The organism is Nocardia sp. XZ_19_385 (genome assembly GCF_015355755.1).
Classification (GTDB): domain Bacteria; phylum Actinomycetota; class Actinomycetes; order Mycobacteriales; family Mycobacteriaceae; genus Nocardia.
This window is the reverse complement of the sequence record NZ_JACVEE010000002.1, coordinates 340,678-365,348: the sequence shown is the minus strand read 5'-3', so window position 1 is coordinate 365,348 and position 24,671 is coordinate 340,678. Positions and strand designations below refer to the sequence as shown.

The window sequence follows — 24,671 nt, the reverse complement described above, 5'->3', positions numbered from 1 at the left end:
GACCGGCTTTCGTTTGCCCCTGTGAAGACAAAAAGTTATCCACACCCTGCGTGTTGTCCACACTCGCCGGGAGACGGGTGTCGCCTGGGCTGGCGACTCGTGAGGATCGGTGCATAGCGCTTGCCGTTCTCGTATCCGATTGGAGCCCACCATGACCCAGCCGCTGCTGTCCGAAGCCACCGTGCAAGAGATCCAGCTCGACCTGATTCGCCGCTCCTCCTTCAACAATTTCGACGGCCCACGCGTGGTCGCCAGCCTGCAACGCCACCGCGAGCTCTGGGTGGCCGCCTGCATCGACCGCCTCAACGACTGGGCCGAAAACCCGGGCTGGCTGCCGGACATGTCCTTGATCAAACTGCGCGACCTGGACAGCGACAGCTGGAACGTCGACACCCTGTTCATCCTGACCAGCAGCCCGGACACCGCCCATGAAATGGCCCGGGTCGTGTGCGAGGAGCAGTGGTACGCGGATCGAATCAAGGTCCACACCGACCCCGAGGAGATCTGCTCGGCCCTCGGGTCGGGGGAACGGAACTACGGGTTGCTCAGCGTCTGGTGGGACTAGGTACCTCGCCCGGTCAGGGTTTCAGGTCGGCGCCGGGGTCGAGGATTTCGACGACCGGGTCCTTGTCGCCTTCCAAAAAGGCGAGCAGGGCACAGGCTTCCGCTTCGACTTCGGCGCGTTCCGCGGGTGACCAGGGGCGGGTGGGGCTGATGCGCAGGCGGGCTGTGCCGCTCTTGGGGAAGATTTTGTAGAGGCCCGAGAGGTACCCGTCGAGGAAGATCGACGACACGGCGGTGGCGAAGGCGCGCAGTGGTGGCGCGTTGCCGTCGGGGACGATGCGGGTCCGGTCCTGGTGCGAGAGCACGGCGTTGTCGTACCAGCCGAGCAGGCGGGCCGGGGCGGGCAGGTCGGGATCGGCGAGCTCGGCGTCGGCCAGGTCGTAGAGGGTGCGGCCGCGGTCGTCGGTGTAGGTGCGAACGCGGTCGCCGAGTTGCTCGATGGCCTTCTTGATGCCGGTCAATCGGGACCAGGCCTGCATGTCCATCGTGCTGGCCGGCCCGAAGGCGCGCAGATAGCGAATCAGCAACTCCGGCAACGGGTAGGTGGGGTCCAGGGGGGCGCCCAGCCACGGCTCGATGCGGGACCAGACCGGCCTGCTGTTGTCCTTCCACTTGCCGCGGGGCGGTGTCTGCAGGACCGGAAGCTGATACAACCAGGTCTGCAGCACCGCGCCGGCATCGCGGTCCGGATAGAGTTCGGCGGCGCGGGCGCGCATGTCGGCCGCCGACATGGGCTCGTCGCCGAGGACGGCCTCGCCGTGCTTGCGCACTTCCTCCGGCTCCAGCCCGACCATCGCGCCGTAGTTGAAACCCTTACGGAATGGGGCCTTTTCGAGCTCCGGCTGAATGTGTGGTGCGATCCGCAGCGCGTCCGGCGGCGTGACCAGGTGAATGGTGCCGCGCATCAAGGTGATCCGGACCAGGGATCGGTCGTCGAGGGCGTCCGAGACCGTCGCCGGATCGAAATCCGCTATCCGGCTCCACAATCCGATGAACGGCGGCGGCACGTCCTGCGCCTGCAGGCCGACGAGATGATCACACATCTGGTGCGCGGTCAGCGTGGACCGCTCCAGCAGATGCTGGCGCGCGAGGAGCGTCCGGTTCAGGACCCGATTCGACAGCTTCATGGTGCGCTCAGACTACGAGCCGACCAGGTCATCTGTCGCCCGCAAACCGTGCCCGGTTCCGCCACCGGACGCAGGAACACTGCGCCCGGGGCGGACGTCTCAGCGCAGGGTGACGACGACCTTGCCGGTCGCGGTCCGGTTGTCCAGGGACGCAACAGCTTCCGCCGCCCGCTCCAGCGGGTACAGCACCGGCTGCGGCGGCGTGATCTTCCCGGCGGCCAGCAGCGGCTCCACCTCGGCCCACTGTTCCTGCAGGTAACCCGGGTGGGTCATGACCCATTCACCCCAGGCGGCGCCGGTGACTTCGACGTTCTTGAGCAGCAGGCGGTTCACCTTCACCGTGGGGATCTCGCCCGCGGTGAAGCCGACGACCAGCAGTCGTCCGGCCGAACCGAGCGAACGGACGCTGTCGGTGAACCGGTCACCGCCGACCGGGTCGAGCACGATATCCACGCCGCGCCCGCCGGTGATCTCCTTGACGGCCGCCAGCCAGCCTTCGGTGAGCACTACGTCGGTGGCGCCGTTGGCCCGTGCGACCTCCGCCTTCGCCTCGGTGCTGACCACGGCGATCACCTTGCCCGCACCCAGCGCCTGGGCCATCCGCAGCGTGGAGGTGCCGATGCCACCGGCCGCGCCGTGCACCAGCACCGTCTCGCCGGGGGCCAGCCGGCCGCGGTTGCGCAGGCAGAAGTGCACGGTCAGGTCGTTGAACAGGATGCCCGCGCCGGCTTCCAGCGAGATGTTGTCCGGCAGTTTGAACACCATCTGCGTGGGCGCCACCGCGACCTCGGCCATCGCATTGCCGAGCAAGGTCAGCGCGACCACCCGGTCACCCGCTTGGACGTGCGCGTCCGCGGGCGCTTCCCGCACGATGCCCGCGATCTCGCCGCCGACGACGAAGGGCAGTTCCGGCTTCATCTGGTACAGCCCGCGGGTCATCAGCACGTCCGGGAACGCGACTCCCGCCGCGTGCACGTCGATGACGACCCCGCCGGGGTAGCCCGCGGGCTCCGGGATGTCCACCACCTCGATCACTTCCGGTCCCTCCAGTTTGCTGACCTGAGCTGCACGCATGGGCCGACCTCTCTGTCCTTCTGCGGCGACGCGTTCGGTCGCCGATGACACCGTGACCAACATAACCGGAGCATCCGAAGGCGTCTGCCTGCAGATGCCCTCATCGGGAAATCGGCTCGCGTGACGCCGGTCGAGTTCTGGTTCGGCCCCCGGTCCCGGGGCGCTGCGGCCTGTCCACACGGTGGGAATTTGGCTAAGCTTGCCGCGAATTCAGGTCGGGGAGAAGGGGGTTTCCATGACTGGCCCGAACGGCAACGAATTGCAAGTCGACACTGCGGCTTTGCAGAAGTTCGCCACCAATCTGCGTACCGAGGCAACCGATGTCACCAGTCTCGGCGCCGGCGCAGGTTTCAACTTCGCCTCCGGCGCGCTGCCGGGCACCGATTTCGGCACGGTCGTCACCAGTGCCACGGACACGCTCAACAACTGCTTGCAGCGCATCAACGAGCGCCTCGGCACGGTCGCGGACAACATGCAGAACGCGGCCGGGAAATTCGAGCTGGCCGAAGCGGAGTTCGCTGACAAGTTGAAGACCATCGGCCTGGAGGTGAAATGACCCTCACGATTCCGGATGTCGCCAAGTGGGAGCCGACCAAGCTCACCGCCGCCGGCACGCTCGCGAACACGGTCTCCACCAAACTCGACGGGATCTTCATCAAGAGCATCACCGATACCCAGGCGCTGGGCTGGTCCGGCGCCGCCGCGAGCGCGGCCAACACCCGCATGGAGACCGAGAAGACCCGCGCCTCCGCCGTGAGCGCCGCCCTGCTGGAGCTGAAGACCGCGTTCGACGAACAGGTGGAAAACCTGAACAACGCGAAAGCCAAGGTGGTGCAGCTGCGGGACGACGCGCTGAATCAGAAGCCCGCATTCGAGGTTTCCGATGCGGGCGTCGTCACCGCCACCGCGCGCGTCGCCGAGATCCGCAAAGCGGGCGGTAGCGATGAGGCCGTCGTCGCCGAGGACCTGGCGGCCGCGCAGCGGCAACTGGACATCACCAACGCCCTGGCCGCGGCCGAAGGGGTCGCGACCACCGCCAGAACCAAGGTCGCCGCGGCGGTCGCGAAGCTGCAAGCCGCCTACGACGCCCTCGGCGATCCGAAACTCGGTGTGCAGCAAGCGCCGACGACGCCCGCGACCACTCAGCAGCCGAGCACCCAGAAGCCGAGCACCCAGAGCCCGGGCACCCAGAGTCCCGGCACACAGAGCCCGAGCAGCAACCTCACCTCGAACACCGGCTCCGGCACGGGGAACCAGTACAGCAGCGACGCGCCCACCACCATGCCCACCGGCGAGCAGAAGGAATGGATCGAAAAGGCGATCCAGGAGCTGCGCGCGGCAGGCTACGACATCAGCGACAGCGACGCCGCCATCATCGCCAAGATCATCGAGAAGGAATCCGGCGGCAACCCCAACGCCATCAACCTCTGGGACAGCAACGCGGCGGCGGGAATTCCGTCCAAGGGCCTGATGCAGACCATCGACCCGACGTTCAACTCCTACAAGCTGCCCGGCCACGACGACATCTACAACCCGGTCGACAACATCATCGCCGGCAGCAGGTACGCCATCGAGCGCTACGGCTCGCTGTCGAATGTTCCCGGCATCGCGGCGATGAGCAAGGGCGGCAGCTACGTCGGTTACTGATCGAGGTGCTGGCGACGGCCGGCGAGGTGGTGCTACGCGCGGGTATGCCGATCTCGACGCGAGGGTGTGACGTATGCCCCGTAAAGTCGTCTCAGAAGAGCACCGCAAGAAAAAACGCCGCACACCGTGCGGCGCGAGGAGCACCAGTGTCACTCGATCAGCCACTCGCCCCGCTTCCCCAGGAGGGCATGGGCTTCGCTTCGGCGTGGCCCGTCCGGGCTGGTGATGTGGATCCGTATGACCGGTTGCGGTTCGACAGTGTCGCCCGCTACCTGCAGGATATCGCCTGGGAGCAGTTGCATAAGACAACCTTGCACCGCACCGATCCGAGCTGGATCGTCCGGCGCACGGTCATCGATGTCATCCGGCCGATCCAGTGGCCCGACGAGGTCCAGCTACTGCGCTGGTGCTCGAGCATGTCGACCCGCTGGACGAATATGCGGGTGCGGATCACCAGCGGCAACGGCGGTCTGATCGAGACCGAGGGCTTCTGGATCAATATCAGCGAGTCGAACAACATGCCCGCCCGGATCAGCGACGAGGGCCTGGCATACCTGGCGCAAACCACCCAGGAGCATCGCCTGCGCTGGCGGCCGTACCTGATCGATCCGACGCCGCCGGAGTCCGACACCGATCTGCCGTTTCCGGTGCGCGCCACCGACATCGACAGCTACAACCACGTGAACAACGCCTGCTACTGGCAGGCCGCGGAGCAGTTCCTCGTCGAGTACCCGAAGCTCGTCGCGGCCCCGCACCGCGCGGTCATCGAGTACGTGGCGCCGGTGCTGGCCCGCCAGCATGTGATGGTGCGCAGCCGCTACGAGCCGGGCGACGGCGCCGGGCGGCCGAGCTTGCGCCTGTGGTTCGTCGTGGGCGGCACCACGACCACCGTCGTGCGAATCATGCCGCTCCCGTAGTCAGCGGTCGTGCGGTTCCCGGTACGCGGGGGCTTTGCTGCTGTGCGTCGGGGTGAGGGTGCGCAGCAGCGGTAGCGTGCGGCGCGGCACCACGGTAGAGAGCACGATGACGCTGTGCGAGCGCACCACCGAACTGGTGCGGTCGATGCTCAGTAACACCGTCTGCAATCCGGCATGTGAATCGGCCCCGATCCGGCACCACACGTCCCCCGATCCGGTGGTCGCGTACGCCTCCAGCACGCCCGGAATCGCGTCCAGCTCGGCCGCGACCAGGTCCAGCGCGCCCTGCGCGATCTCCAGCGTCACGAACGCCTGCACGTCGAAACCGGCTGCGGTGACATCGATCTGCGGATCGTAGGAGGCGATGACACCGGACTCCTCCATCCGCCCGATGCGCGATTGCACCGTGGCCCGGGCGACGCGGGTGCGCCGGGACAGCTCCAGAATCCCCGCCTTCTGGTACTCGTGCATGGCGGTGAGGATGGCGAGATCGAGCTCGTCCAGTTTCGCCGGCGTACGCGACATTGCGGCCTCCTTGTTGTGCAGCCTGTGCTATTCAAATTGTCCAGCATCAGCGAGCTCCAGCTAGCCGAATTCGCCACAGTGCCTATAGAAAAATGTCGCTGTTGCCTACCGGCCTGTGACGCCGGTCTCCTAGGGGTATGAGCATCGAGCAATTGGGGACGGCAGCCGACGGAGTCGGCGGGGTGGGCGAGTACGAGCCTTCCGACGGCGAGCTGCGCGGCCTCGTCGGCCTCGTCGACCATGACACCAGTGTCGATCCGTTCCCGGTCACCGGCTGGGACGCGCTGGTCTGGGTGGTCGGCAACGCCACCCAGAGCGCGCACTTCCTGCAATCCGCGTTCGGTATGCGCCTGGAGGCCTACTCCGGCCCCGAGACCGGCAATCGCGACCACAAGGCCTATGTATTGCGCAGCGGCGCAGCCCGTTTCGTCATCACCGGCGCGGTCGATCCGGACAGCCCGCTGGTCGGCCACCACGACCGGCACGGCGACGGCATCGTAGACATCGCCCTGGAAGTGCCCGATGTGGACCGCTGCATCGAGCAGGCGCGGCAGCAGGGCGCGACCATTCTGGTCGAACCGCACGACGACACAGACGAATTCGGCACCGTCCGCTCCGCCGCCATCGCCACCTACGGCGAAACCCGGCACACCCTGATCGACCGTTCCCGCTACGACGGGCCCTACCTGCCCGGCTACGTCGCCCGCACCGGCGGCTACGAAGCGCGCCCCGGCCGCCCCGCCCGATTGTTCCAGGCCATCGACCACGTCGTCGGCAATGTGGAGCTCGGCAAGATGGACCACTGGGTCGAGTTCTACCGCCGCGTCATGGGTTTCACGAATATGGCCGAATTCGTCGGCGACGATATCGCCACCGACTATTCCGCGCTGATGAGCAAGGTCGTGGCGAACGGCAACCATCGAGTGAAGTTCCCGCTGAACGAGCCCGCGGTGAGCAAGAAGCGCTCCCAGATCGATGAGTACCTGGACTTCTATCGGGGCCCCGGCGTGCAGCACATCGCCCTGGCCACCAACGACATCCTGGCCTGTGTCGACGCGCTGCGCCGCGAGGGCGTCGAGTTCCTGGACACCCCCGACACCTACTACTCCGATCCGGAATTGCGCGCCCGCATCGGCCACGTCCGGGTCCCGGTCGAGGAACTGCAACGCCGCGGCATCCTGGTCGACCGCGACGAGGACGGCTATCTGCTGCAGATCTTCACCAAACCGCTCACCGATCGCCCCACCGTCTTCTTCGAGCTGATCGAGCGGCACGGCTCGCTCGGCTTCGGCAAGGGCAACTTCAAGGCGTTGTTCCAGGCCATCGAACGCGAGCAGGCCGCACGCGGGAATCTGTAAGCGACCCTGGAGCTCTCGTCCGGAGCCGCCGCCGCCGAACCCAGTAGAGTTCAGGCATGCGGATCTCGTCGGCGCTCATCACCGGTATGGCCTTGGCGTTGACGCTGTCGGCCTGCGGGGCCGGCGGCGGCTCCGACTCGGACAACACTCCGCTACGGCCGCCGCCGCGGGTGGCCTCGCTGGGCCCGTTCGTCGGCGAGTGCGGGCATGTCACCGACGACGAGGTGCAGAATCTCGCCGGGCTCGGGCGCGTCTCGCGGGTGTTCAAGAACTCCACCGGCTGCAATTGGCAGTCCTCCGGCGCCGTCTCGCCGAGTGTCACCTTCGCCTCGTATCGGGGCAGCCCGATCGATCGGGAGAAGGCCTGGGTGACCACGGCGGGGCGGGAGCCGGAGACGATCGAGGTGGGCGGGCGCAAGGGCTGGAAGGGTCTGGACCCGAACGGGAAGATCTGCGATCTCGCGGTCCAGCTCGACGACGACTTCTTCGAATGGTCGATGTCCTACGGCTTGTTCGCGGCCACCGCGAACCCGTGTGACAACGCCTACAAATTGGCCGAGCTGACCGTGCAGCGGCTCGGATGAGGGGGGCTACCGGGATGGGCGCATCGGGGGTTGCCAAGTCCGTCGGTCTCGCGGTGAGCGCACTCGCGGTGGCGGTCACCGCGGCCGGCTGCGGGCAGACGGTGCCGGGTTCGGCGTATCCCGCCGGCGGCAGCGGGGGTCAGTCGATCAACACGAACTTCGACAAGCTGCTGCGCGAATGCGAGGTCGTGGCCCAGGAGAAGATCGGCGAGGCGGTCGGCAATTCGCAGATCGTGCAGGGCTCGTTCAACGGCGCCGTGTGCATGTGGGATGTCGAGGACGCACCCGGTGGCGTGGCAATGGTCACATTGGCGTGGTACGAGGTCGGTTCCCTGAACAATGAGAAGGCGAACAACGACAAACTCGGCTATTCCAGCGAAAACATCACTGTCCAGGGCAGCCGCGGTCTGCAAACCAGGCGCCCGAACGACCCGGACTCCTGTGGTGTCACCGCGAGTGCCGCGGACACCGGCGTTGTGAGCTGGTGGATCAACTACCGGCCGGGTAGTCACCCCGATCCGTGCCAGGGCGCCAAGCAACTGCTCGAGTTGACTTTGAACAGGGCCCGCTAGCTGCGAGGTTTTGGACCCCGTTTTGCACCTCTCTCGAGGTCACGGGTATCGTGGACCGCTGTGCCCGGAAGCATGCGGGCAAGTTCGTGATTCGACGTAAGCCAGCGAAAGCGGCCGACCTTCTCGGCATGCCCGGAAAAAGGTCAGTCTTCGGATCGCGACACGCCCGACCTCGGGACGCGAGAAACGTGGACGGACGTGCGAGTTCGTCAGCTCGAACCACAAAGACATGAAGTTCCAGACACCGCGTTAGACAAAAACAAGGAAAGCCGGTCTATGCCAACCATCAACCAGCTGGTCCGCAAGGGTCGTCGCGACAAGGTCTCCAAGACCAAGACCGCAGCCCTCAAGGAGAGCCCGCAGCGCCGTGGCGTGTGCACCCGCGTGTACACCACGACCCCGAAGAAGCCGAACTCGGCGCTGCGTAAGGTCGCGCGTGTTCGCCTGACCACCGCGGTTGAGGTCACGGCGTACATCCCCGGTGAGGGCCACAACCTGCAGGAGCACTCGATGGTGCTCGTGCGTGGCGGTCGTGTGAAGGACCTCCCGGGTGTCCGCTACAAGATCATTCGTGGCTCGCTCGACACCCAGGGCGTGAAGAACCGCAAGCAGGCTCGCAGCAAGTACGGCGCCAAGAAGGAGAAGAGCTGATATGCCACGCAAGGGCCCCGCACCCAAGCGTCCGCTGATCAACGACCCGGTCTACGGTTCGCCGCTGGTCACTCAGCTGGTCAACAAGATCCTGCTGGACGGCAAGAAGTCCACCGCCGAGCGCATCGTCTACGGCGCGCTGGAGCAGGCGCGCGAGAAGACCGGCACCGATCCGGTCGTCACCCTCAAGCGCGCGCTCGACAACGTCAAGCCCGCCCTCGAGGTGAAGCCCCGCCGCGTCGGTGGCGCCACCTACCAGGTGCCGGTGGAGGTCCGTCCGGGCCGCTCCAACACCCTGGCGCTGCGCTGGCTGGTCAACTACTCCCGCGCCCGTCGTGAGAAGACCATGATCGAGCGCCTGGCCAACGAGCTCCTCGATGCCAGCAATGGCCTCGGTGCTTCGGTCAAGCGTCGTGAAGACACCCACAAGATGGCCGAATCCAACCGGGCCTTCGCGCACTACCGCTGGTGATTGCCGCCCGGCCCGTCGTTCGTGTCGGGACCGGAAGGCGGTCACAGTCGGGGGCGGCACTTCGGTGCCGTTCCCGACGTTGACATAGTGGACCTGACAAAGGTCCACCACCCGAATATCCCAAGACGCTGATCTACGACAAGCAGAGCGGGGAAGTTTCCGTGGCACAGGACGTGCTCACCGACCTCAACAAGGTCCGCAACATCGGCATTATGGCCCATATCGATGCGGGCAAGACGACCACAACTGAACGCATCCTCTTCTACACCGGTATCACCTACAAGATCGGTGAAGTCCACGATGGCGCCGCCACCATGGACTGGATGGAGCAGGAGCAGGAGCGTGGTATCACCATCACCTCCGCGGCTACCACGTGTTTCTGGAACGACAACCAGATCAACATCATCGACACCCCGGGTCACGTCGACTTCACCGTCGAGGTGGAGCGTTCGCTCCGCGTCCTCGACGGCGCCGTCGCCGTGTTCGACGGCAAAGAAGGTGTCGAGCCGCAGTCCGAGCAGGTGTGGCGTCAGGCCGACAAGTACGACGTCCCGCGCATCTGCTTCGTCAACAAGATGGACAAGCTCGGCGCGGACTTCTACTTCACCGTGCAGACCATCAAGGACCGCCTGGGCGCGAAGCCGCTGGTCATCCAGCTGCCGATCGGCGCTGAGGACACCTTCGAGGGCATCGTCGACCTGGTCGAGATGAACGCCAAGGTCTGGAAGGGCGAGACCAAGCTCGGCGAAGAGTACGAAGTCGTCGAGATCCCGGCCGACCTCAAGGACAAGGCCGAACAGTACCGCCAGGAACTGCTCGAGGCCGTCGCCGAGTCCGACGACGCGCTGATGGAGAAGTTCTTCGCCGGCGAGGAGCTCTCGCTCGCGGAGATCAAGGGCGCCATCCGCAAGATGACGGTCAACTCCGAGCTGTACCCGGTGCTGTGTGGTTCCGCGTTCAAGAACAAGGGCGTTCAGCCCATGCTCGACGCGGTCATCGACTACCTGCCTTCCCCGCTGGACGTCGAGGCCACCACCGGCCACGTGCCCGGCAAGGAAGAGGAGCTGCTGACCCGCAAGCCGAGCGTCGACGAGCCGTTCTCGGCCCTCGCGTTCAAGATCGCGGTGCACCCGTTCTTCGGTGAGCTCACCTACGTCCGCGTGTACTCGGGTCAGGTCGCCTCCGGCGCCCAGGTCGTCAACTCGACCAAGGGCAAGAAGGAGCGTCTGGGCAAGCTGTTCCAGATGCACTCCAACAAGGAGATGCCGGTCGCTACGGCTTCCGCCGGTCACATCTACGCCGTGATCGGTCTGAAGGACACCACCACCGGTGACACCCTCAGCGACCCGCAGAACCAGGTTGTGCTGGAGTCCATGACCTTCCCGGACCCGGTCATCGAGGTCTCGATCGAGCCCAAGACCAAGTCCGACCAGGAGAAGCTCGGTACCGCGATCCAGAAGCTGGCGCGCGAAGATCCGACCTTCTCGGTCAAGCTGGACCAGGAGACCGGCCAGACCGTCATCGGCGGCATGGGCGAGCTCCACCTCGACATCCTCGTGGATCGCATGAAGCGCGAGTTCAAGGTCGAGGCGAACGTCGGTAAGCCGCAGGTCGCGTACCGCGAGACGATCACCAAGAAGGTCGAGAAGCTCGAGTTCACGCACAAGAAGCAGACCGGTGGCTCCGGCCAGTTCGCGAAGGTCATCATCGGCCTCGAGCCGTTCATCGGCGAGGACGGCGCGACCTACGAGTTCGAGAACAAGGTCACCGGTGGCCGCGTTCCGCGCGAATACATCCCTTCGGTGGACGCCGGTGCGCAGGATGCCATGCAGTACGGTGTCCTCGCGGGCTACCCGCTGGTGAACCTGAAGGTCATCCTGATCGACGGCGCGTACCACGACGTCGACTCGTCGGAAATGGCGTTCAAGATCGCCGGCTCGCAGGCCCTCAAGGAAGCGGCCCGCAAGGCCGGTCCGGTGATCCTCGAACCGCTCATGGCGGTCGAGGTCATCACGCCCGAGGACTACATGGGCGATGTGATCGGCGACCTGAACTCCCGCCGTGGCCAGATTCAGGCCATGGAGGAACGCAGTGGTGCCCGTGTCGTCAAGGCGCTGGTTCCGCTCTCGGAGATGTTCGGCTACATCGGTGACCTGCGGTCGAAGACCCAGGGCCGAGCGAACTACTCCATGGTGTTCGCCCAGTACGCGGAGGTTCCGGCCAACGTGTCCAAGGAGATCATCGCCAAGGCGACCGGCGACTAATACGTTGATTGGGGCAAGTGCAAGACTTGCCCCAATTGATCGGCCGGGAGTCAGCACGACCCCCATTTATAACCGCACTGCTGCAACTGCACGCACCAACAAGTCCAGGAGGACACCACAGTGGCGAAGGCGAAGTTCGAGCGGACGAAGCCGCACGTCAACATCGGCACCATCGGTCACGTCGACCACGGCAAGACCACGCTGACCGCAGCGATCACCAAGGTGCTGGCTGACAAGTTCCCGGATCTGAACGCCGCGTTCGCGTTCGATCAGATCGACAAGGCGCCGGAGGAGAAGGCTCGTGGTATCACGATCAACATCTCCCACGTCGAGTACCAGACGGAAAAGCGCCACTACGCGCACGTCGATGCTCCGGGTCACGCGGACTACATCAAGAACATGATCACCGGTGCGGCGCAGATGGACGGCGCCATCCTGGTGGTCGCTGCTACCGACGGCCCGATGCCGCAGACTCGCGAGCACGTGCTGCTCGCCCGTCAGGTCGGTGTTCCTTACATCCTGGTCGCGCTGAACAAGTCCGACATGGTCGACGACGAGGAAATCCTCGAGCTCGTCGAGATGGAGGTCCGCGAACTGCTGGCCTCGCAGGAATTCGACGAGGAAGCGCCGGTCGTGCGCGTCTCCGGTCTGAAGGCGCTGGAAGGCGACCCGAAGTGGGTCGAGTCCATCGTCGAGCTGATGAACGCGGTCGACGAGTCGATCCCGGAGCCGGTCCGTGAGACCGAGCTTCCGTTCCTGATGCCCGTTGAGGACGTCTTCACGATCACCGGTCGTGGCACCGTCGTCACCGGTCGTATCGAGCGCGGCGTGCTCAACGTGAACGAGGAAGTCGAGATCGTCGGCATCCGCGAGAAGAGCACCAAGACCACCGTCACCGGTATCGAGATGTTCCGCAAGCTGCTCGACCAGGGCCAGGCCGGCGACAACGTCGGTCTGCTGGTTCGTGGCATCAAGCGCGAAGATGTCGAGCGTGGCCAGGTTGTCGTGAAGCCGGGCACCACCACCCCGCACACCGAGTTCGAGGGCCAGGCGTACATCCTGTCGAAGGATGAGGGTGGCCGCCACACCCCGTTCTTCAACAACTACCGCCCGCAGTTCTACTTCCGTACGACTGACGTGACGGGCGTTGTGACCCTGCCCGAGGGCACCGAGATGGTCATGCCCGGTGACAACACCGAGATGTCCGTCAAGCTGATCCAGCCGGTCGCCATGGACGAGGGCCTGCGTTTCGCGATCCGTGAAGGTGGCCGCACCGTCGGCGCCGGTCGCGTCACGAAGATCATCAAGTGAGTCTCTGACTCTCTTCAACCGAACGGCGTCGCTCCTTTGGAGCGGCGCCGTTCGGCGTTTCCGGGGAGACTGATTCGGTGGTCGGTCCCTTTGTTCTACGAGTTACTTCGCTGTTCAACGTCACTGGGCGTGGGGTGATCGTTGTGGGAGTGATCGAGCAGGGGGTGGCCGATGTGGGGGATGAGCTCGAAATCGTGGATCTCGCCGGTGGGCGCCGGAAAACCACTCTGGTCGGGATCGACTTGATCGGGCGTCGGCCGTTCGACCCGAAGTCCATCTCGCTGATTCTGCGGCCGCTGGAGCGGGATCAGATCGAGGTCGGATATTCGGTGGTGACGCCGGGGTATCCCATCGGCAGCTGATTTGCCTTGGCGTAGTTGATCTTTGGGCGGTCCTCGGCGGGTTGCGGTCTCGAAAATTCGAGGCGCACGGGGGTTCTCGGGGGCTATCGTCGAGCTTGGGGGTTTCCACGAGCTAGTCCCAGGGAGAAGGTGTTCCGGTGGCTAAGGCTAAGTTCGACCGGACCAAATTGCATGTCAACATCGGCACGATCGGTCATGTGGATCATGGCAAGACGACGCTGACGGCGGCGATTACGAAAGTGCTGACGGACAAGTATCCCGGGCTCAATTCGATGGCCGCTTTCGATTCGATCGACAAGGCGCCGGAGGAGAAGGCGCGCGGCATCACGATCAATATCGCGCATGTCGAATATCAAACGGAGCGTAGGCATTACGCGCATGTCGATGCGCCCGGTCACGCCGATTATGTGAAGAACATGATCACCGGGGCGGCGCAGATGGACGGCGCGATTCTCGTGGTGGCCGCCACCGACGGCCCGATGCCGCAGACCCGTGAGCATGTGCTGCTGGCGCGTCAGGTCGGTGTGCCCTACATTCTGGTCGCGTTGAACAAGGCCGATCTGGTCGACGACGAGGAGATCCTGGAACTTGTCGAGCTCGAGGTGCGAGATCTGCTGGCCGCGCAGGAGTTCGACGAAAACGCGCCGATCGTCAGGGTGTCCGCGTTGAAGGCGCTCGAGGGTGACCCGGCGTGGACCCAGGCCATCCTCGAATTGCTCGACGCCGTAGACGAATTCATTCCGGAACCGGTTCGTGACACCGACAAGCCCTTCCTCATGCCGATCGAGGACGTTGTCACCATCACCGGCCGCGGCACCGTCGTCACCGGCCGCATCGAACGCGGCGTGCTGAAACTCAACGACGAAGTCGAACTCGTCGGCATCCGGACCAAGCGCATCAAAACCCACGTCACCGGCATCGAAATGTTCCACAAACTGCTGGACCAGGGCCAAGCCGGCGACGCCGTCGGGCTGCTGCTCCGCGGCGTGAAACGTGAAGACGTCGAACGCGGCCAAGTAGTCGTCAAACCCGGAACCACCACGCCCCACACCGAATTCGAAGCCCAGGTCTACATCCTCGGCAAAGATGAGGGCGGGCGTCACACCCCCTTCTTCAACAACTACCGCCCCCAGTTCTACTTCCGTACTACCGACGTCACCGGCGTGGTAACCCTGCCCAAAGGCACCGAAATGGTCATGCCCGGCGACAACACCGAAATGATCGTAAAACTCATCCAACCCATCGCAATGGACGAAGGCCTCCGCTTCGCCATCCGCGAAGGCGGCCGCACCGTCGGCGCCGGGCGCGTCACCAAGATCCTGGTCTAGGCGTACCACCCACGCAGTCGCGAACTTGCGCGATCGCATGGGTGGGTCCTGGGGAAGCCTGTGGATCAGCGGATTTGCCAACGCGGGGGCGGGGCGGTGGCGGATCGGGCGATGGCTCTGCGCCAGCGGGAAGCGGTGGCAGTGAAATCGTCCAGGTCGGCGGTGGTCCAGCGGACCACTTGGGCGCCGAGGCCGCGGAGGACATCCTCGCGGAGGTCTCCCACATCCGTAGAGTCACCGGGAAACGCGAAATCGCCGATCACGTTGTGCTGGGGCAGAAAGAAGTCCACCCGGGCGACGAAATCGCCGTGTTCGTCGCGGATCTCGGTCTGCAGTTCGGGTTTGGGGAGGAAGGCGAAGTGCATGGCGACTCGGCTGCGGGACTCGCCTGGGCTTTCGCTGCGGGCATCCATGAAGAAGATCGCTTGCCGTGCTTGCGACAACCCGCGCCTGCGGTGCCAGCGCTGGAGTGCCTCGGTCAGTTGATCGATCGAGAGTCCGTAGGTGCGCATCGCGGCGTCGCCGGTGACGACGGCTCCGCAGAACGACGCGGTCCGGGCCAGATCGGCGACGGTGCGGGCCGGAGTCGTCGTCAGGACCCCGTCGACCATCATCACCTCGTCCTCGTCGAACCGGGTGCTGTGCAGGTGCAGGCACCTCGTCAGGCGCCCGCCGGTCGCGCGGTTCACAGTGGCGTGCACCTGACGTCCGGGCGGCTCCAGCAGCGGCAATCCGTGCAGCACCGCCGCCGACTGGTGACTGATCGCGACACCATCGCCCACGGCGTCCGCCGTCGCCCTGATCGCCAGTAAGTGCCGCCCATACGGGTCGGCGGGCCCGTTCGTATACGCGTACGCTCCCGGCCGGAGCCGCGTCAGCCGCCCACTCTGACACGCTTGCCGCAAGGCGTAATCCGTGACACCGCGCTTCAACGCGGTCTTGCGAAGCAACAGCTCATCGGTCATCCGGCAATGATGCGCCGGGCCTGCGCTGCTACCCCCACGAAAAACCCGCCCCTGTGGATAACTTTCATCCTGGGGATAACTCCAAATCGCGTTGCAGCGCAACAACTCTTGGATTCGCGGCCGCTCAAAGCGGGAGCGTCGGAAAGAAATTCGAGAACGGCGTCAGGGTTTGGCGCCGAGGAGGCGGCCGGGTGCGAAGTGGGCGGCCGAGGAGGGAAGGGCTCCGGGCCGGGCACTGTTGAGGACGGTGACTTTGCCGGTGCCCGGGGCAAGGTTCAGCGCGTCGAGGCGGCGGAGGGTTTGGGCGGCTACGGCTTCGGCGCTGTCGAAGAGCCGGACGCCGGCGGGCAGGGCGGCGATGATTTCGTCGATGACGAGCGGGTAGTGGGTGCAGCCGAGAACTACGCCTTCGAGGTCGGCGGGCGATTGTTCGGCGGCGCGGGCGATGGAAGCTTTGGCGGCGGCGAGGTCGCCGCGGTCGATGGCGTCGGCCAAGCCGTGGCAGGCGACGCCGACCACCTTCGCGTCACCGGCGAATTGCGCGATCAGATTGGCCTGGTACTTGCTGGCGGTGGTCGCCGCCGTCGCCCAGACCGCCACGGAATTGCAGACGGCCGCAGCGGGTTTGATGGCCGGAACGGTGCCCACCACCGGCACGTCGGGCCCGACTTCGGCGCGGACGTGCTCCAGCGCGGTGACGCTCGCGGTGTTGCAGGGCAGCACGATCACCTGCGCCCCGTGCCGCAGCGAGTTCCGCGCCGCTTCCACAACTCGGTCCACCACCCACTGCTCCGGCTTCGGCCCCCATGGCGCGCCGTCCGGGTCCGTCTGCAGCAGCAGATCGACCTCGGGCCGCAGCTTGCGCAGCCACGCGGCCGTGGGTAGCAGCCCCAACCCGGAATCGATGAGCGCGACGATCACGTGACCACCGTATTACAGCGCCCGCGCCGCACCCCCATCGAAGCCTTAGCGCTCCGATAAGGGAGGTCAGGTGGTAGCGGGGGTGAGCAGGTCGGACAGTGCGGTCCGAGTTGCCAGTTTGGCGCGGGTTTTCATCACCTTGGCGGTGAGCCCGGCGCCGACGACGCCGGTGAGGATGCCGTCCTGGGCGTAGTAGGCGAGGAATTTACGGCCGTCGTCGCTGACGATGGTGACGTCGTCGGCGGCGTTGGGGGTGCCGAGGGCTTGGATCTTCACCTCGTACTGGTCGCTCCAGAAGTAGGGAACCTGGGCGGCGGTGGGGGCGGCCAAGCCGAGCAGTGCGCAGGTGAGGAGTTTGGCTTGTTCGCCGGCGTTGGTCCAGTGTTCGACGCGCTTGCGGTGGCCGGTGTCTTGGTCGGGCACAGCGTGCAGCCAGGCGGCGACGTCGCCGACGGCCCAGACGCCGGGGACGGAGGTGCGGCCGACCTCGTCGGTCAGCACGCCGCCGCCGACGGCGGGTTCGGCGAGTTCGATGCCGGAGTCGGTGAGCCATTCGGTGACCGGCCGGGAGCCGACGCCGATGACGACGAGGTCGGCGGCGATCTCGGTGCCGTCGGAGAGGCGGGCGCCGCGCACGCGGTCGGAGTCGTCGGCGAGGAAGGTGTCGAGGCCGGTGTTGCAGCGCAGGTCGACGCCCTCGGCCCGGTGCATGCGGGCGACGAGCGCGCCGACCTGTTCGCCGAGTACGGAGGCCAGGGGCGTCGGCTGGGGTTCGACGAGGACGACGGCCACCCCGCTCGCCCGGAAACTGGCGGCGACCTCGCAGCCGATGAACCCGGCCCCGACCACGAGCGCCTTTTTGGCACCGGCCAATTCGGCGCGCAAGGTGGCGGCGTCGGTGTGATCACGCAGGACGTGCACGCCCTTCAGATCGGGTAGACCGGGTAAACGGCGAGGCCGCAGACCGGTCGCGATGACCAGCTGGTCGTAGTCGATCCGACCACCGTCGGCGAGACGGACCTGGCGGGCGGCGGTGTCCACGCCGGTCGCCGCGGTGTCGAGCCGCAGCTCGATCTGGTTCTCGCTGAAGAACTCCGCGGGACGCAGTGTGGTGTCGTCGGTTTCACCGCGGACGAATTGCTTGGACAGCGGCGGGCGGTCGTAGGGGAGCCGGGATTCCTCGCCGATCAGCACGATCCCGCCCGCGTAACCCGCGCGGCGCAGTTCCTCGGCGGTGCGCAATCCGGCCAAACCGGCTCCGACGATCACAATCGGCGCTGTCATGCCGCCCTACCTTTCGATGCCAGGACGGTGTGACCCGCCGGAATTGCCTGTGGACGAGAGTGAAACGGCGTGCGGCCCGGTGGAGGCGACTGAGGTGGGATACCCGCTCGCGACAGCGGTGCAACCTCGCGCTGCTGGTAACTCTGCCGGACGTCCACAACCTCACCCTAACGGTTGCTTGGTTTTACTGGTTTGTGTGGGCGGTCACATCGGAATGTCGGTGCGGAAACGTGTCCACAGAAGTATTGATCGGGCGGTCAATCAGGTATATACCGGGAGGTACGGACACATTCGGAGCCTTTAGGAGGCACATCATGTTCACCAATAGCCGTGCACAGGACGGCCTCGCCGTCGCACTCGGCGTCTTCGCCGCACTGTCCACCCTCTGGGTCGCGACCAACGACAATGCGTTCTGGGCGCTGATCATCCTCGGCGCGCTGATCGCCCTCACCGGTCTGGCGCAGATCTACCGCGCGTCCCTGGCGGCGCTCGACTACGCGATGGCGCTGTTCGGCGCACTGCTGTTCCTGTCGCCGTGGGTGTTGGACTTCACCGCCTACTTCGGCGCATCCTGGACCGCATGGGTAGTCGGGGTAGCGACGGTAGTGGTCGCGGTAGCGGCACTGCCGACGGTGTCGGGTCGTCTGCACAACATGGCGCCGCACCACTGATGCAAATGCCGAAATCCCCTCGGCGAGGGGACCGTGCCGGGCGTCGCCGTAGCGCGAAAGTGGACGGCGACGCCCGGCAACTCATTCTGGATGCGGCCGAAAAACTGTTCGCCGCACAGGGCTTCGACGCGACGCCGACAGCCGCGCTCGCCACCGCGGCTGGCGTCCCGAAAGGCCTTGTCTTCTACTACTTCCCGACCAAGGACGCGATCCTCTCGGCCCTGATGGCCGAACGCGTGCCCGCACAGCCGATCGCCGACATCGGCACCGTCGTCACCCCCGGCGATCCCGCGGCCAGCCTGGTCAACCTGGACGCCGCGCTGAATCTGCGCGACCACCATTCCTCGGTGATGCGCGTGATCATGTGGCGCGAGGCCGATACGCATCCCGATGTGCGTCGTCAGCTGCGGCACCTGCGCGATCAGTTGCTGGAGGTGACCGTCAAGGTGCTCGAGGCCAGCGCGCCGACCAAGATCCGGCCGGGCACGGTGAAAGCCTGTGCGACAGCGTGGGTATCGGCGATGTTCGCCATCGCCAGCAGTGACCGGCTGCAGGCGTTGGACGGGGTGTCGTTGCCGCATGCCGATGATGTTCTGAACATCGCTCAGGTCGTCGCGGCCGGTATGACGCAGTTGGGTTGAGTTCGGCGATATCGGCGTGGCGGGTGCAATCAGGAGGGCTTGCGGCCGGTGTCGTCGCGGTGGATTTCGGGGCTGAGTTCGGCTGCGTCAGTGCGAGTTCGGCGTGAGGTGGAGGGCGCACGCCGGAGTTCGGGGGTGTCTGTGTGCGCGGGAGTGTCGGTGCGCCAGCGGTGCTGGTAGGACGGGCAGGCCCAGCGCGGTTCGGTGCCGGTGATGACGCAGCCGCCCATTTGCGCGCGGCCGGCTTCGACCTTGTCCATGACCGCTGCGGAGGGAAAGCCGTAGATGATCGGGACGCCGTCGGTGCCGCACCGGGGACAGGTTGCGTGTTCGGCCATGTGTTCAGTGTGCACCCGGGGGTGCCCTGGCCGGTGTCGCCCGGTTTGCCCTACCGAGTGAGGAAGGCCGTGAGGTCGGGGGCGAAGCGCGGGTGTTTGATGGCGCCCATGTGACTGGCGCCGGGGTAGATGATCAAGTGCGAGTTGGGGATTCCGTCGGCGGTGTGGCGGAAGTTCGCTACCGGGTAGAAGCCGTCGCGTTCGCCGCCGACCACCAGGGTGGGGGCTTTGATGTCGGAGAGGCGGCCGTCGAGGTCGAAGGCGTCCTCGGCGCGGACGAAGGCGAGCGTGTCGGCGGGGTTCTTCGGGCGTGCGAGCGGATCCAGCAGCCACATGCCGGCGGCGGCGAGCCGCGCCACCACCGGGTTGGCGAAGCCGACCGAGGCCATGTGGTGCAGGGCGCGTTCGCCGCGGGCGGCCGCTTCGCCGAACTTCACCTGGGAGGCGGACGCGGCTCGCTCCAGGCGGTACCCCGAGGAGGCCACGACGAGTTTGCGTACAGCGCCGGGGTGGTCGGCGGCGAGTTGCAGCGCCACCGAACCGCCCGAAGAGATGCCGAGAACGTCTACGGGACCGCCGAATTCGGAATGCAGCGCCTCCGCGTGCTGGGTCGCGATGTCGGCCATCGTGGTGCCCGCGGCCATCCCGGGCGCGCGGCCGACGGCGTAGACGCGGAAGTCGCGGGCCAGGGGCGCGAGCGACTTGATCTCGGTGTCCCGCATCCAGCCGGTCGGGTTGGCATGATCGGCCGTGAACCAGCGCAGGAAGACCAGCGGCTGCCCGGAACCCATTGCGAGATAGGGCAATCCGTGTTTCAGCGCGCCTTCGGTGACCGCCAGTGCCGCGGCGGAAGTAGACCGGCCCATCAGTTCCTCCTACGCTTTGTAGTACTCGTGTCGAGCCTACTCGGCGGCGGCTGTCAGCGTGCCCGCCAGGTGATGTAGTCGAATTCGAGGTGTGGCTCGCCCGCTGAGGGGACATGGGTCACGGTCATCGCGGAAATATTTCCCTGATCAGTGCGCACACAGATAGTGGCCCCGGGATCCAGCGCGTAGAGGTTGAGCAAAGGGTGGGTCCAGGAAGCTTCCGGCACTGTCGAGCATCGGTGGAAGACGCTGTCCGCGCCTTGGCCGGGAATGGCGAAACGCGATGCGGCATTGGTCATCGCGTTGAGCCTGTCGGCGGTTCGAGACGGGCTGGCGTCGACACCGAGGATGTCTTGGTTCTTGATGTCTCCTGTGTCCAGGTCGATGCCTTCGACGTCCCTGATCGTCTTACTGGTGTCCTGCGAGAGGATCTTCGGTGCGACAGCAGTTGTGACCGTGGGTAATGGGACGCCGGTCGGGGGCGCCGGAGACGGATTCTGATTTTGTTTGAGGTCCATGCCGAGGCTGATCAAACCGGCCGTGCCGGCAAGAGCCAAGACAATGGCGATGGTCGTGGCGATGATCCCACGTGCATGAGCGCGCACAAATTCTGTGACTGCCAACCTGATTCCGGACCATCGGGAAGGCGCCGAGGGCGGCGTTGTTGTCATACCCGCAGATTATGAGGGACGGGCAGTTATTGGCGGTCGACTTGGTGAAACCTGCCCAGGCCCGACCAGCGTCGCTTGCGGCGGCGCGGTGCGGCGGTGAATTCCTGGGGTCGTGCGAACAAGGCCGAGAGTGCCAGGGCCGCGCCCTCCGGATCGTGCCACAGCTGCTTGCAGTTGGAGCATTCCCATTGGGGGTCATCGAAGGAAACCAGACAGCCGCCTAGTCGAATATCGCCGCGTACCGCCATGACTCGCGCCTTGGCGAGCGGTAGTCCGTACAGGATCGGTATACCGTCGTGCTCACATTCCGGGCAACGACCTGAGCTTGCCATTCTTCCGCGTCCTTCCCGCGCCGGTGGGGGGATAGCCGGGTTATCGGGCTCTTACTGCGACACGTACCCGCGACACGCGTGGGCAATCAGGACAGCACCGCCGCCCGCTGGCGACGGTGCTGTCCTGATGTCAACCGGCCTTGGCGATGATCTCCGTGGCCACAGCCGCGGGGACCTGCGCGTACGAGTCGAACACCATGGCGTAGTTCGCCCGGCCCTGCGTCTTGGACCGCAGGTCACCGATGTAACCGAACATCTCCTTCAGCGGCACCAGTGCCCGGATGACGCGGGCGCCTCGACGCTGCGTCATCGCCTGCACGTGGCCGCGCCGGGAGTTCAGGTCGCCGATGACATCACCCAGGTATTCCTCCGGGGTGACGACTTCGACGGCCATGATCGGCTCCAGCAGCGCCGGACGCGCCTTGGCGATCGCCTGCCGCACCGCCTGCGCGCCTGCGGTGCGGAACGCCAGATCCGACGAATCCTGGACGTGCGCAGCGCCATCGAGCAGCGCCACGTGCACATTCACCATCGGATATCCGGCGAGCACCCCGGTCCGCAGGGCGTCCTGCGCACCGGCGTCGACCGCGGGAATGTATTCCTTCGGCACCCGGCCGCCGGTGACCCGGCTCTCGAACTCGTAGACCGCGCCATCCTCGCCGACGAACGGCGCTACCGCGATCACGACCTTGGCGAACTGGCCGCGCCCGCCCACCTGCTTGCGATGGGTGTACTCGTGCCGGTCCACCGTGGCGGTGATGGTTTCGCGATAGGCCACCTGCGGCTTGCCGACGTTGGCCTCGACCTTGAACTCCCGCTTCATGCGGTCGACCAGGATGTCGAGGTGCAACTCGCCCATGCCGCCGATGACGGTCTGCCCGGTTTCGGCGTCCACCCGCACCGAGAAGGTCGGATCCTCGTCGGCCAGGCGCGCGATGGCGGTGCCCAGCTTCTCCTGATCGGACTTGGTTCTCGGCTCGATGGCCACCCGGATGACCGGGTCCGGGAAGGTCATGGATTCGAGCACGATCTGGTCGTGCGGGTCGCACAGGGTGTCACCGGTGGTGGTGTCCTTCAGTCCGATCACCGCACAGATCTGCCCGGCCGTCGCTTCCTGGATCGGGTTCTCGGTGTTCGAGTGCATCTGGAACAGCTTGCCCAGGCGCTCCTTTCGTCCTTTCGTCGAGTTGACGACCGCGGTGCCGGTGCCGGCGCGGCCCGAATACACCCGCAGGTAGGTGAGCTTGCCGAAGAACGGGTGCACCGACACCTTGAACGCCAGCGCCGCGAACGGCGCGGTGCTCTCGGGTGCGCGGTGCACCGCCACGGCCTCGTCGGCCGGCGAATGACCGACTGCCACACCGGCATCCAAGGGCGAGGGCAGGTAGGCGACCACCGCGTCGAGTAGTGGCTGCACGCCCTTGTTCTTGAACGCCGAACCGCACAGCACCGGGTAGGCCGCCGAGCGCACCGTCAGGTGACGGATCGCGCCCTGGATCTCCGCCACCGACAGTTCCACGCCGCCGAGGTACTTCTCCAGCAGCGCCTCGTCGGTCTCGGCGACGGCCTCCAGTAGCTCGTTCCGGTACCGCTCGGCGAGTTCCCGCAGCTGCTCCGGGATCTCGGCGATCTCGTAGCGCTGCCCGAGTTCGGTCTCGCCGCGCCACAGCAGGGCCCGCATCCCGACCAGGTCGACGACGCCTTCGAAGCTGTCCTCGGCGCCGATCGGTAGTTGCACCACAAGGGGTTTCGCGCCCAGGCGCTGCTGGATGGTGCGCACGGTGTAGAAGAAGTCCGCACCGAGCTTGTCCATCTTGTTGACGAAGCAGATCCGGGGCACGTCGTACCGGTCGGCCTGGCGCCACACCTGTTCGGACTGCGGCTCGACACCCTCCTTGGCATCGAAGACCGCCACCGCACCGTCGAGTACCCGCAGCGAACGCTCCACCTCGACGGTGAAGTCGACGTGGCCCGGGGTATCGAGGATGTTGATCTGGTTCTTGGCCCAGAAACATGTGGTCGCCGCGGCGGCGATGGTGATGCCGTGCTCCTGCTCCTGCGGCATCTTGTCCATGGCGGCGGTGCCGTCGTGGACTTCACCGATCTTGTAGGTGACGCCGGTGTAGAACAGGATGCGTTCGGTGGTCGTGGTCTTGCCCGCATCGATGTGGGCCATGATGCCGATATTTCGGACCCGGCTCAGATCGGTGGCCATTGCACGCGTCATGGGAATCCCCCACTCCATCAACTAGATTCGTCTGATTCGTAGACGCTCGCCTAGATGGTGCGTTCCGGGGACGGCACGAGCAGTCGGTCTGCGGCGCTGCGACAGCGCGCCTGCGAGACACCTGCCGTAACTACCGCGAATGCGGACGTGCTGTAACCATGCCCCCATGTGTACCGGTGTCGGCGGGTCCTGTCGACCGATTATTGGAACCGGGTGTTGGATTGTGCTCGACCACGTCGATAACCGTCCGGGAGGATGTCGTGACCGAAGCACCAACTGCCGCGCAGGTACGGGCAGCGCTGGCGGAGGTCGCCGATCCCGCCGACGCGATCCATCTGCAGCGGTTCTTCAAAACCGGGCCGGGGGAGTACGGCGAGGGCGATGTGTTGATCGGGGTGCGCGTACCTGCCACCCGCGCTGTCGCGAAACGCTATGCGGGACTGCCGCTCTCCGGGATCAAGGAACTGCTGGACAGTCCTGTGCACGAGGAGCGGCTGGCCGGGCTGGTCATTCTCAACGCCCGGTTCGCCAAGGCGGCGAAGCCGCGCACCCTGGACCTGGCCGCGCAGGAGGAGATGGTGCGGTTCTACCTCGACGCGGTGCATCGCGGCCGGGTGAACAACTGGGATCTGGTCGACGTCTCGGCCGAGAACATCGTCGGACCGTGGCTGCTCGAACGCCCCCGGGACCTGCTTTTTCAACTGGCACAGTCGGATTCGCTGTGGGAGCGCCGCGTCGCGGTGCTGTCCACGTTCGCGTTCATCAAGGCGGGCGACGCGTCCACCACGTTCGAACTCGCCGAACAACTACTGGACGACCGCCGCGACCTGATCCAGAAAGCCGTCGGCTGGATGCTGCGCGAGGTAGGCAAACGCATCGACCGGCTGCTGCTCATCGGCTTCCTCGACAAGCATGCGGGCCAAATGGGCCGCACCGCATTGAGTTACGCGACCGAGCATCTGACGCCCGACCAGCGGGTGCACTACCGCGCGCGGTAAC

27 protein-coding genes are annotated in these 24,671 nt (G+C 65.8%); 16 read left to right on the top strand and 11 right to left on the bottom strand.

Annotation, left to right across the window (positions count from 1 at the left end; translation table 11 throughout):
* Positions 1 to 151: 151 nt before the first annotated feature.
* Positions 152 to 565, top strand: a complete 414-nt coding sequence (locus tag IBX22_RS14180) for a hypothetical protein (protein ID WP_194816053.1) — start codon at positions 152 to 154, stop codon at positions 563 to 565.
* Between the two features lie 13 nt (positions 566 to 578).
* On the opposite strand, the gene IBX22_RS14175 is transcribed toward IBX22_RS14180, so the two are convergent.
* The gene (locus tag IBX22_RS14175) at positions 579 to 1,691 is read right to left on the bottom strand and encodes a winged helix DNA-binding domain-containing protein (protein WP_194816052.1); all 1,113 of its coding nucleotides are present in this window, start codon (positions 1,689 to 1,691) and stop codon (positions 579 to 581) included.
* 99 nt (positions 1,692 to 1,790) lie between these two features.
* Positions 1,791 to 2,765: an NADPH:quinone oxidoreductase family protein gene (locus IBX22_RS14170; RefSeq protein WP_194816051.1), complete on the bottom strand. Its 975-nt coding sequence runs from the start codon at positions 2,763 to 2,765 to the stop codon at positions 1,791 to 1,793.
* Between the two features lie 235 nt (positions 2,766 to 3,000).
* Here IBX22_RS14170 and IBX22_RS14165 point away from each other — a divergent pair, with 235 nt between their 5' ends.
* The 3 genes from IBX22_RS14165 (at position 3,001) to IBX22_RS14155 (ending at position 5,329) form a co-directional block, all read left to right on the top strand.
* The gene (locus IBX22_RS14165) at positions 3,001 to 3,321 is read left to right on the top strand and encodes a type VII secretion target (RefSeq protein ID WP_194816050.1); all 321 of its coding nucleotides are present in this window, start codon (positions 3,001 to 3,003) and stop codon (positions 3,319 to 3,321) included.
* Positions 3,318 to 4,412 carry a transglycosylase SLT domain-containing protein gene (locus IBX22_RS14160; protein ID WP_194816049.1) on the top strand — a complete coding sequence of 365 codons (1,095 nt, stop codon included), beginning with the start codon at positions 3,318 to 3,320 and terminating at the stop codon, positions 4,410 to 4,412. Before IBX22_RS14165 ends, IBX22_RS14160 begins: the two co-directional genes overlap by 4 nt.
* A 146-nt stretch (positions 4,413 to 4,558) precedes the next feature.
* Entirely contained in the window at positions 4,559 to 5,329 is a 771-nt protein-coding gene (locus tag IBX22_RS14155) for an acyl-[acyl-carrier-protein] thioesterase (RefSeq protein ID WP_194816048.1), read from the top strand.
* Here IBX22_RS14155 and IBX22_RS14150 read toward each other — a convergent pair whose 3' ends face one another.
* On the bottom strand, positions 5,330 to 5,854 hold the full coding sequence (locus tag IBX22_RS14150) for an Lrp/AsnC family transcriptional regulator (protein WP_194816047.1): 525 nt from the start codon (positions 5,852 to 5,854) through the stop codon (positions 5,330 to 5,332).
* 137 nt (positions 5,855 to 5,991) lie between these two features.
* Between IBX22_RS14150 and hppD the strand changes: the two genes are divergently transcribed.
* From hppD to tuf (IBX22_RS14105), 9 genes are all read left to right on the top strand, one after another.
* Positions 5,992 to 7,212, top strand: coding sequence for a 4-hydroxyphenylpyruvate dioxygenase (gene hppD, locus IBX22_RS14145; protein WP_194816046.1), 1,221 nt, complete (start codon positions 5,992 to 5,994; stop codon positions 7,210 to 7,212).
* Between the two features lie 56 nt (positions 7,213 to 7,268).
* Positions 7,269 to 7,796 carry a DUF3558 domain-containing protein gene (locus IBX22_RS14140; protein WP_194816045.1) on the top strand — a complete coding sequence of 176 codons (528 nt, stop codon included), beginning with the start codon at positions 7,269 to 7,271 and terminating at the stop codon, positions 7,794 to 7,796.
* A 14-nt stretch (positions 7,797 to 7,810) separates the two neighbouring features.
* A complete protein-coding gene (locus tag IBX22_RS14135) occupies positions 7,811 to 8,368 on the top strand; it encodes a DUF3558 domain-containing protein (RefSeq protein WP_194816044.1) in 558 nt (185 codons plus the stop codon).
* Positions 8,369 to 8,644: 276 nt separating this feature from the next.
* Positions 8,645 to 9,019, top strand: a complete 375-nt coding sequence (gene rpsL / locus IBX22_RS14130) for a 30S ribosomal protein S12 (protein WP_194816043.1) — start codon at positions 8,645 to 8,647, stop codon at positions 9,017 to 9,019.
* 1 nt (position 9,020) lies between these two features.
* Complete coding sequence (rpsG, locus tag IBX22_RS14125; protein WP_030525248.1) at positions 9,021 to 9,491, top strand: 30S ribosomal protein S7; 471 nt, start codon at positions 9,021 to 9,023, stop codon at positions 9,489 to 9,491.
* Positions 9,492 to 9,652: 161 nt separating this feature from the next.
* Positions 9,653 to 11,755 (top strand): elongation factor G, encoded by a 2,103-nt coding sequence (gene fusA / locus IBX22_RS14120; protein ID WP_194816042.1) that lies wholly within the window; start codon positions 9,653 to 9,655, stop codon positions 11,753 to 11,755.
* A 120-nt stretch (positions 11,756 to 11,875) separates the two neighbouring features.
* A complete protein-coding gene (tuf, locus tag IBX22_RS14115; RefSeq protein WP_194816041.1) occupies positions 11,876 to 13,066 on the top strand; it encodes an elongation factor Tu in 1,191 nt (396 codons plus the stop codon).
* 149 nt (positions 13,067 to 13,215) lie between these two features.
* Positions 13,216 to 13,428 (top strand): hypothetical protein, encoded by a 213-nt coding sequence (locus IBX22_RS14110; RefSeq protein WP_194816040.1) that lies wholly within the window; start codon positions 13,216 to 13,218, stop codon positions 13,426 to 13,428.
* Between the two features lie 137 nt (positions 13,429 to 13,565).
* A complete protein-coding gene (tuf, locus tag IBX22_RS14105; protein WP_194816039.1) occupies positions 13,566 to 14,756 on the top strand; it encodes an elongation factor Tu in 1,191 nt (396 codons plus the stop codon).
* A 65-nt stretch (positions 14,757 to 14,821) separates the two neighbouring features.
* Here tuf (IBX22_RS14105) and IBX22_RS14100 read toward each other — a convergent pair whose 3' ends face one another.
* From IBX22_RS14100 to IBX22_RS14090, 3 genes are all read right to left on the bottom strand, one after another.
* Positions 14,822 to 15,721, bottom strand: a complete 900-nt coding sequence (locus IBX22_RS14100; RefSeq protein ID WP_194816038.1) for a type IV toxin-antitoxin system AbiEi family antitoxin domain-containing protein — start codon at positions 15,719 to 15,721, stop codon at positions 14,822 to 14,824.
* Positions 15,722 to 15,883: 162 nt separating this feature from the next.
* Complete coding sequence (locus IBX22_RS14095) at positions 15,884 to 16,642, bottom strand: glutamate racemase (protein ID WP_194816037.1); 759 nt, start codon at positions 16,640 to 16,642, stop codon at positions 15,884 to 15,886.
* A 66-nt stretch (positions 16,643 to 16,708) separates the two neighbouring features.
* A complete protein-coding gene (locus IBX22_RS14090) occupies positions 16,709 to 17,926 on the bottom strand; it encodes an NAD(P)/FAD-dependent oxidoreductase (protein WP_194816036.1) in 1,218 nt (405 codons plus the stop codon).
* A gap of 314 nt (positions 17,927 to 18,240) precedes the next feature.
* On the opposite strand from IBX22_RS14090, the gene IBX22_RS14085 reads away from it, so the two are divergent.
* Positions 18,241 to 18,597 carry an SPW repeat protein gene (locus IBX22_RS14085; RefSeq protein WP_194816035.1) on the top strand — a complete coding sequence of 119 codons (357 nt, stop codon included), beginning with the start codon at positions 18,241 to 18,243 and terminating at the stop codon, positions 18,595 to 18,597.
* Entirely contained in the window at positions 18,597 to 19,238 is a 642-nt protein-coding gene (locus tag IBX22_RS14080; protein WP_194816034.1) for a TetR/AcrR family transcriptional regulator, read from the top strand. The genes IBX22_RS14085 and IBX22_RS14080 overlap by 1 nt, the downstream gene beginning before the upstream one ends.
* 29 nt (positions 19,239 to 19,267) lie before the next feature.
* Here IBX22_RS14080 and IBX22_RS14075 read toward each other — a convergent pair whose 3' ends face one another.
* The 5 genes from IBX22_RS14075 to fusA (IBX22_RS14055) form a co-directional block, all read right to left on the bottom strand.
* Positions 19,268 to 19,576 (bottom strand): hypothetical protein, encoded by a 309-nt coding sequence (locus IBX22_RS14075; RefSeq protein WP_194816033.1) that lies wholly within the window; start codon positions 19,574 to 19,576, stop codon positions 19,268 to 19,270.
* Between the two features lie 50 nt (positions 19,577 to 19,626).
* A complete protein-coding gene (locus IBX22_RS14070) occupies positions 19,627 to 20,442 on the bottom strand; it encodes an alpha/beta fold hydrolase (protein WP_194816032.1) in 816 nt (271 codons plus the stop codon).
* Positions 20,443 to 20,495: 53 nt separating this feature from the next.
* The gene (locus IBX22_RS14065; protein WP_194816031.1) at positions 20,496 to 21,113 is read right to left on the bottom strand and encodes a hypothetical protein; all 618 of its coding nucleotides are present in this window, start codon (positions 21,111 to 21,113) and stop codon (positions 20,496 to 20,498) included.
* A gap of 26 nt (positions 21,114 to 21,139) precedes the next feature.
* On the bottom strand, positions 21,140 to 21,445 hold the full coding sequence (locus tag IBX22_RS14060) for a hypothetical protein (RefSeq protein WP_194816030.1): 306 nt from the start codon (positions 21,443 to 21,445) through the stop codon (positions 21,140 to 21,142).
* A gap of 130 nt (positions 21,446 to 21,575) precedes the next feature.
* Complete coding sequence (fusA, locus tag IBX22_RS14055) at positions 21,576 to 23,672, bottom strand: elongation factor G (protein ID WP_194816029.1); 2,097 nt, start codon at positions 23,670 to 23,672, stop codon at positions 21,576 to 21,578.
* 260 nt (positions 23,673 to 23,932) lie between these two features.
* Between fusA (IBX22_RS14055) and IBX22_RS14050 the strand changes: the two genes are divergently transcribed.
* The gene (locus IBX22_RS14050) at positions 23,933 to 24,670 is read left to right on the top strand and encodes a DNA alkylation repair protein (protein ID WP_309234608.1); all 738 of its coding nucleotides are present in this window, start codon (positions 23,933 to 23,935) and stop codon (positions 24,668 to 24,670) included.
* Position 24,671: the final 1 nt, after the last annotated feature.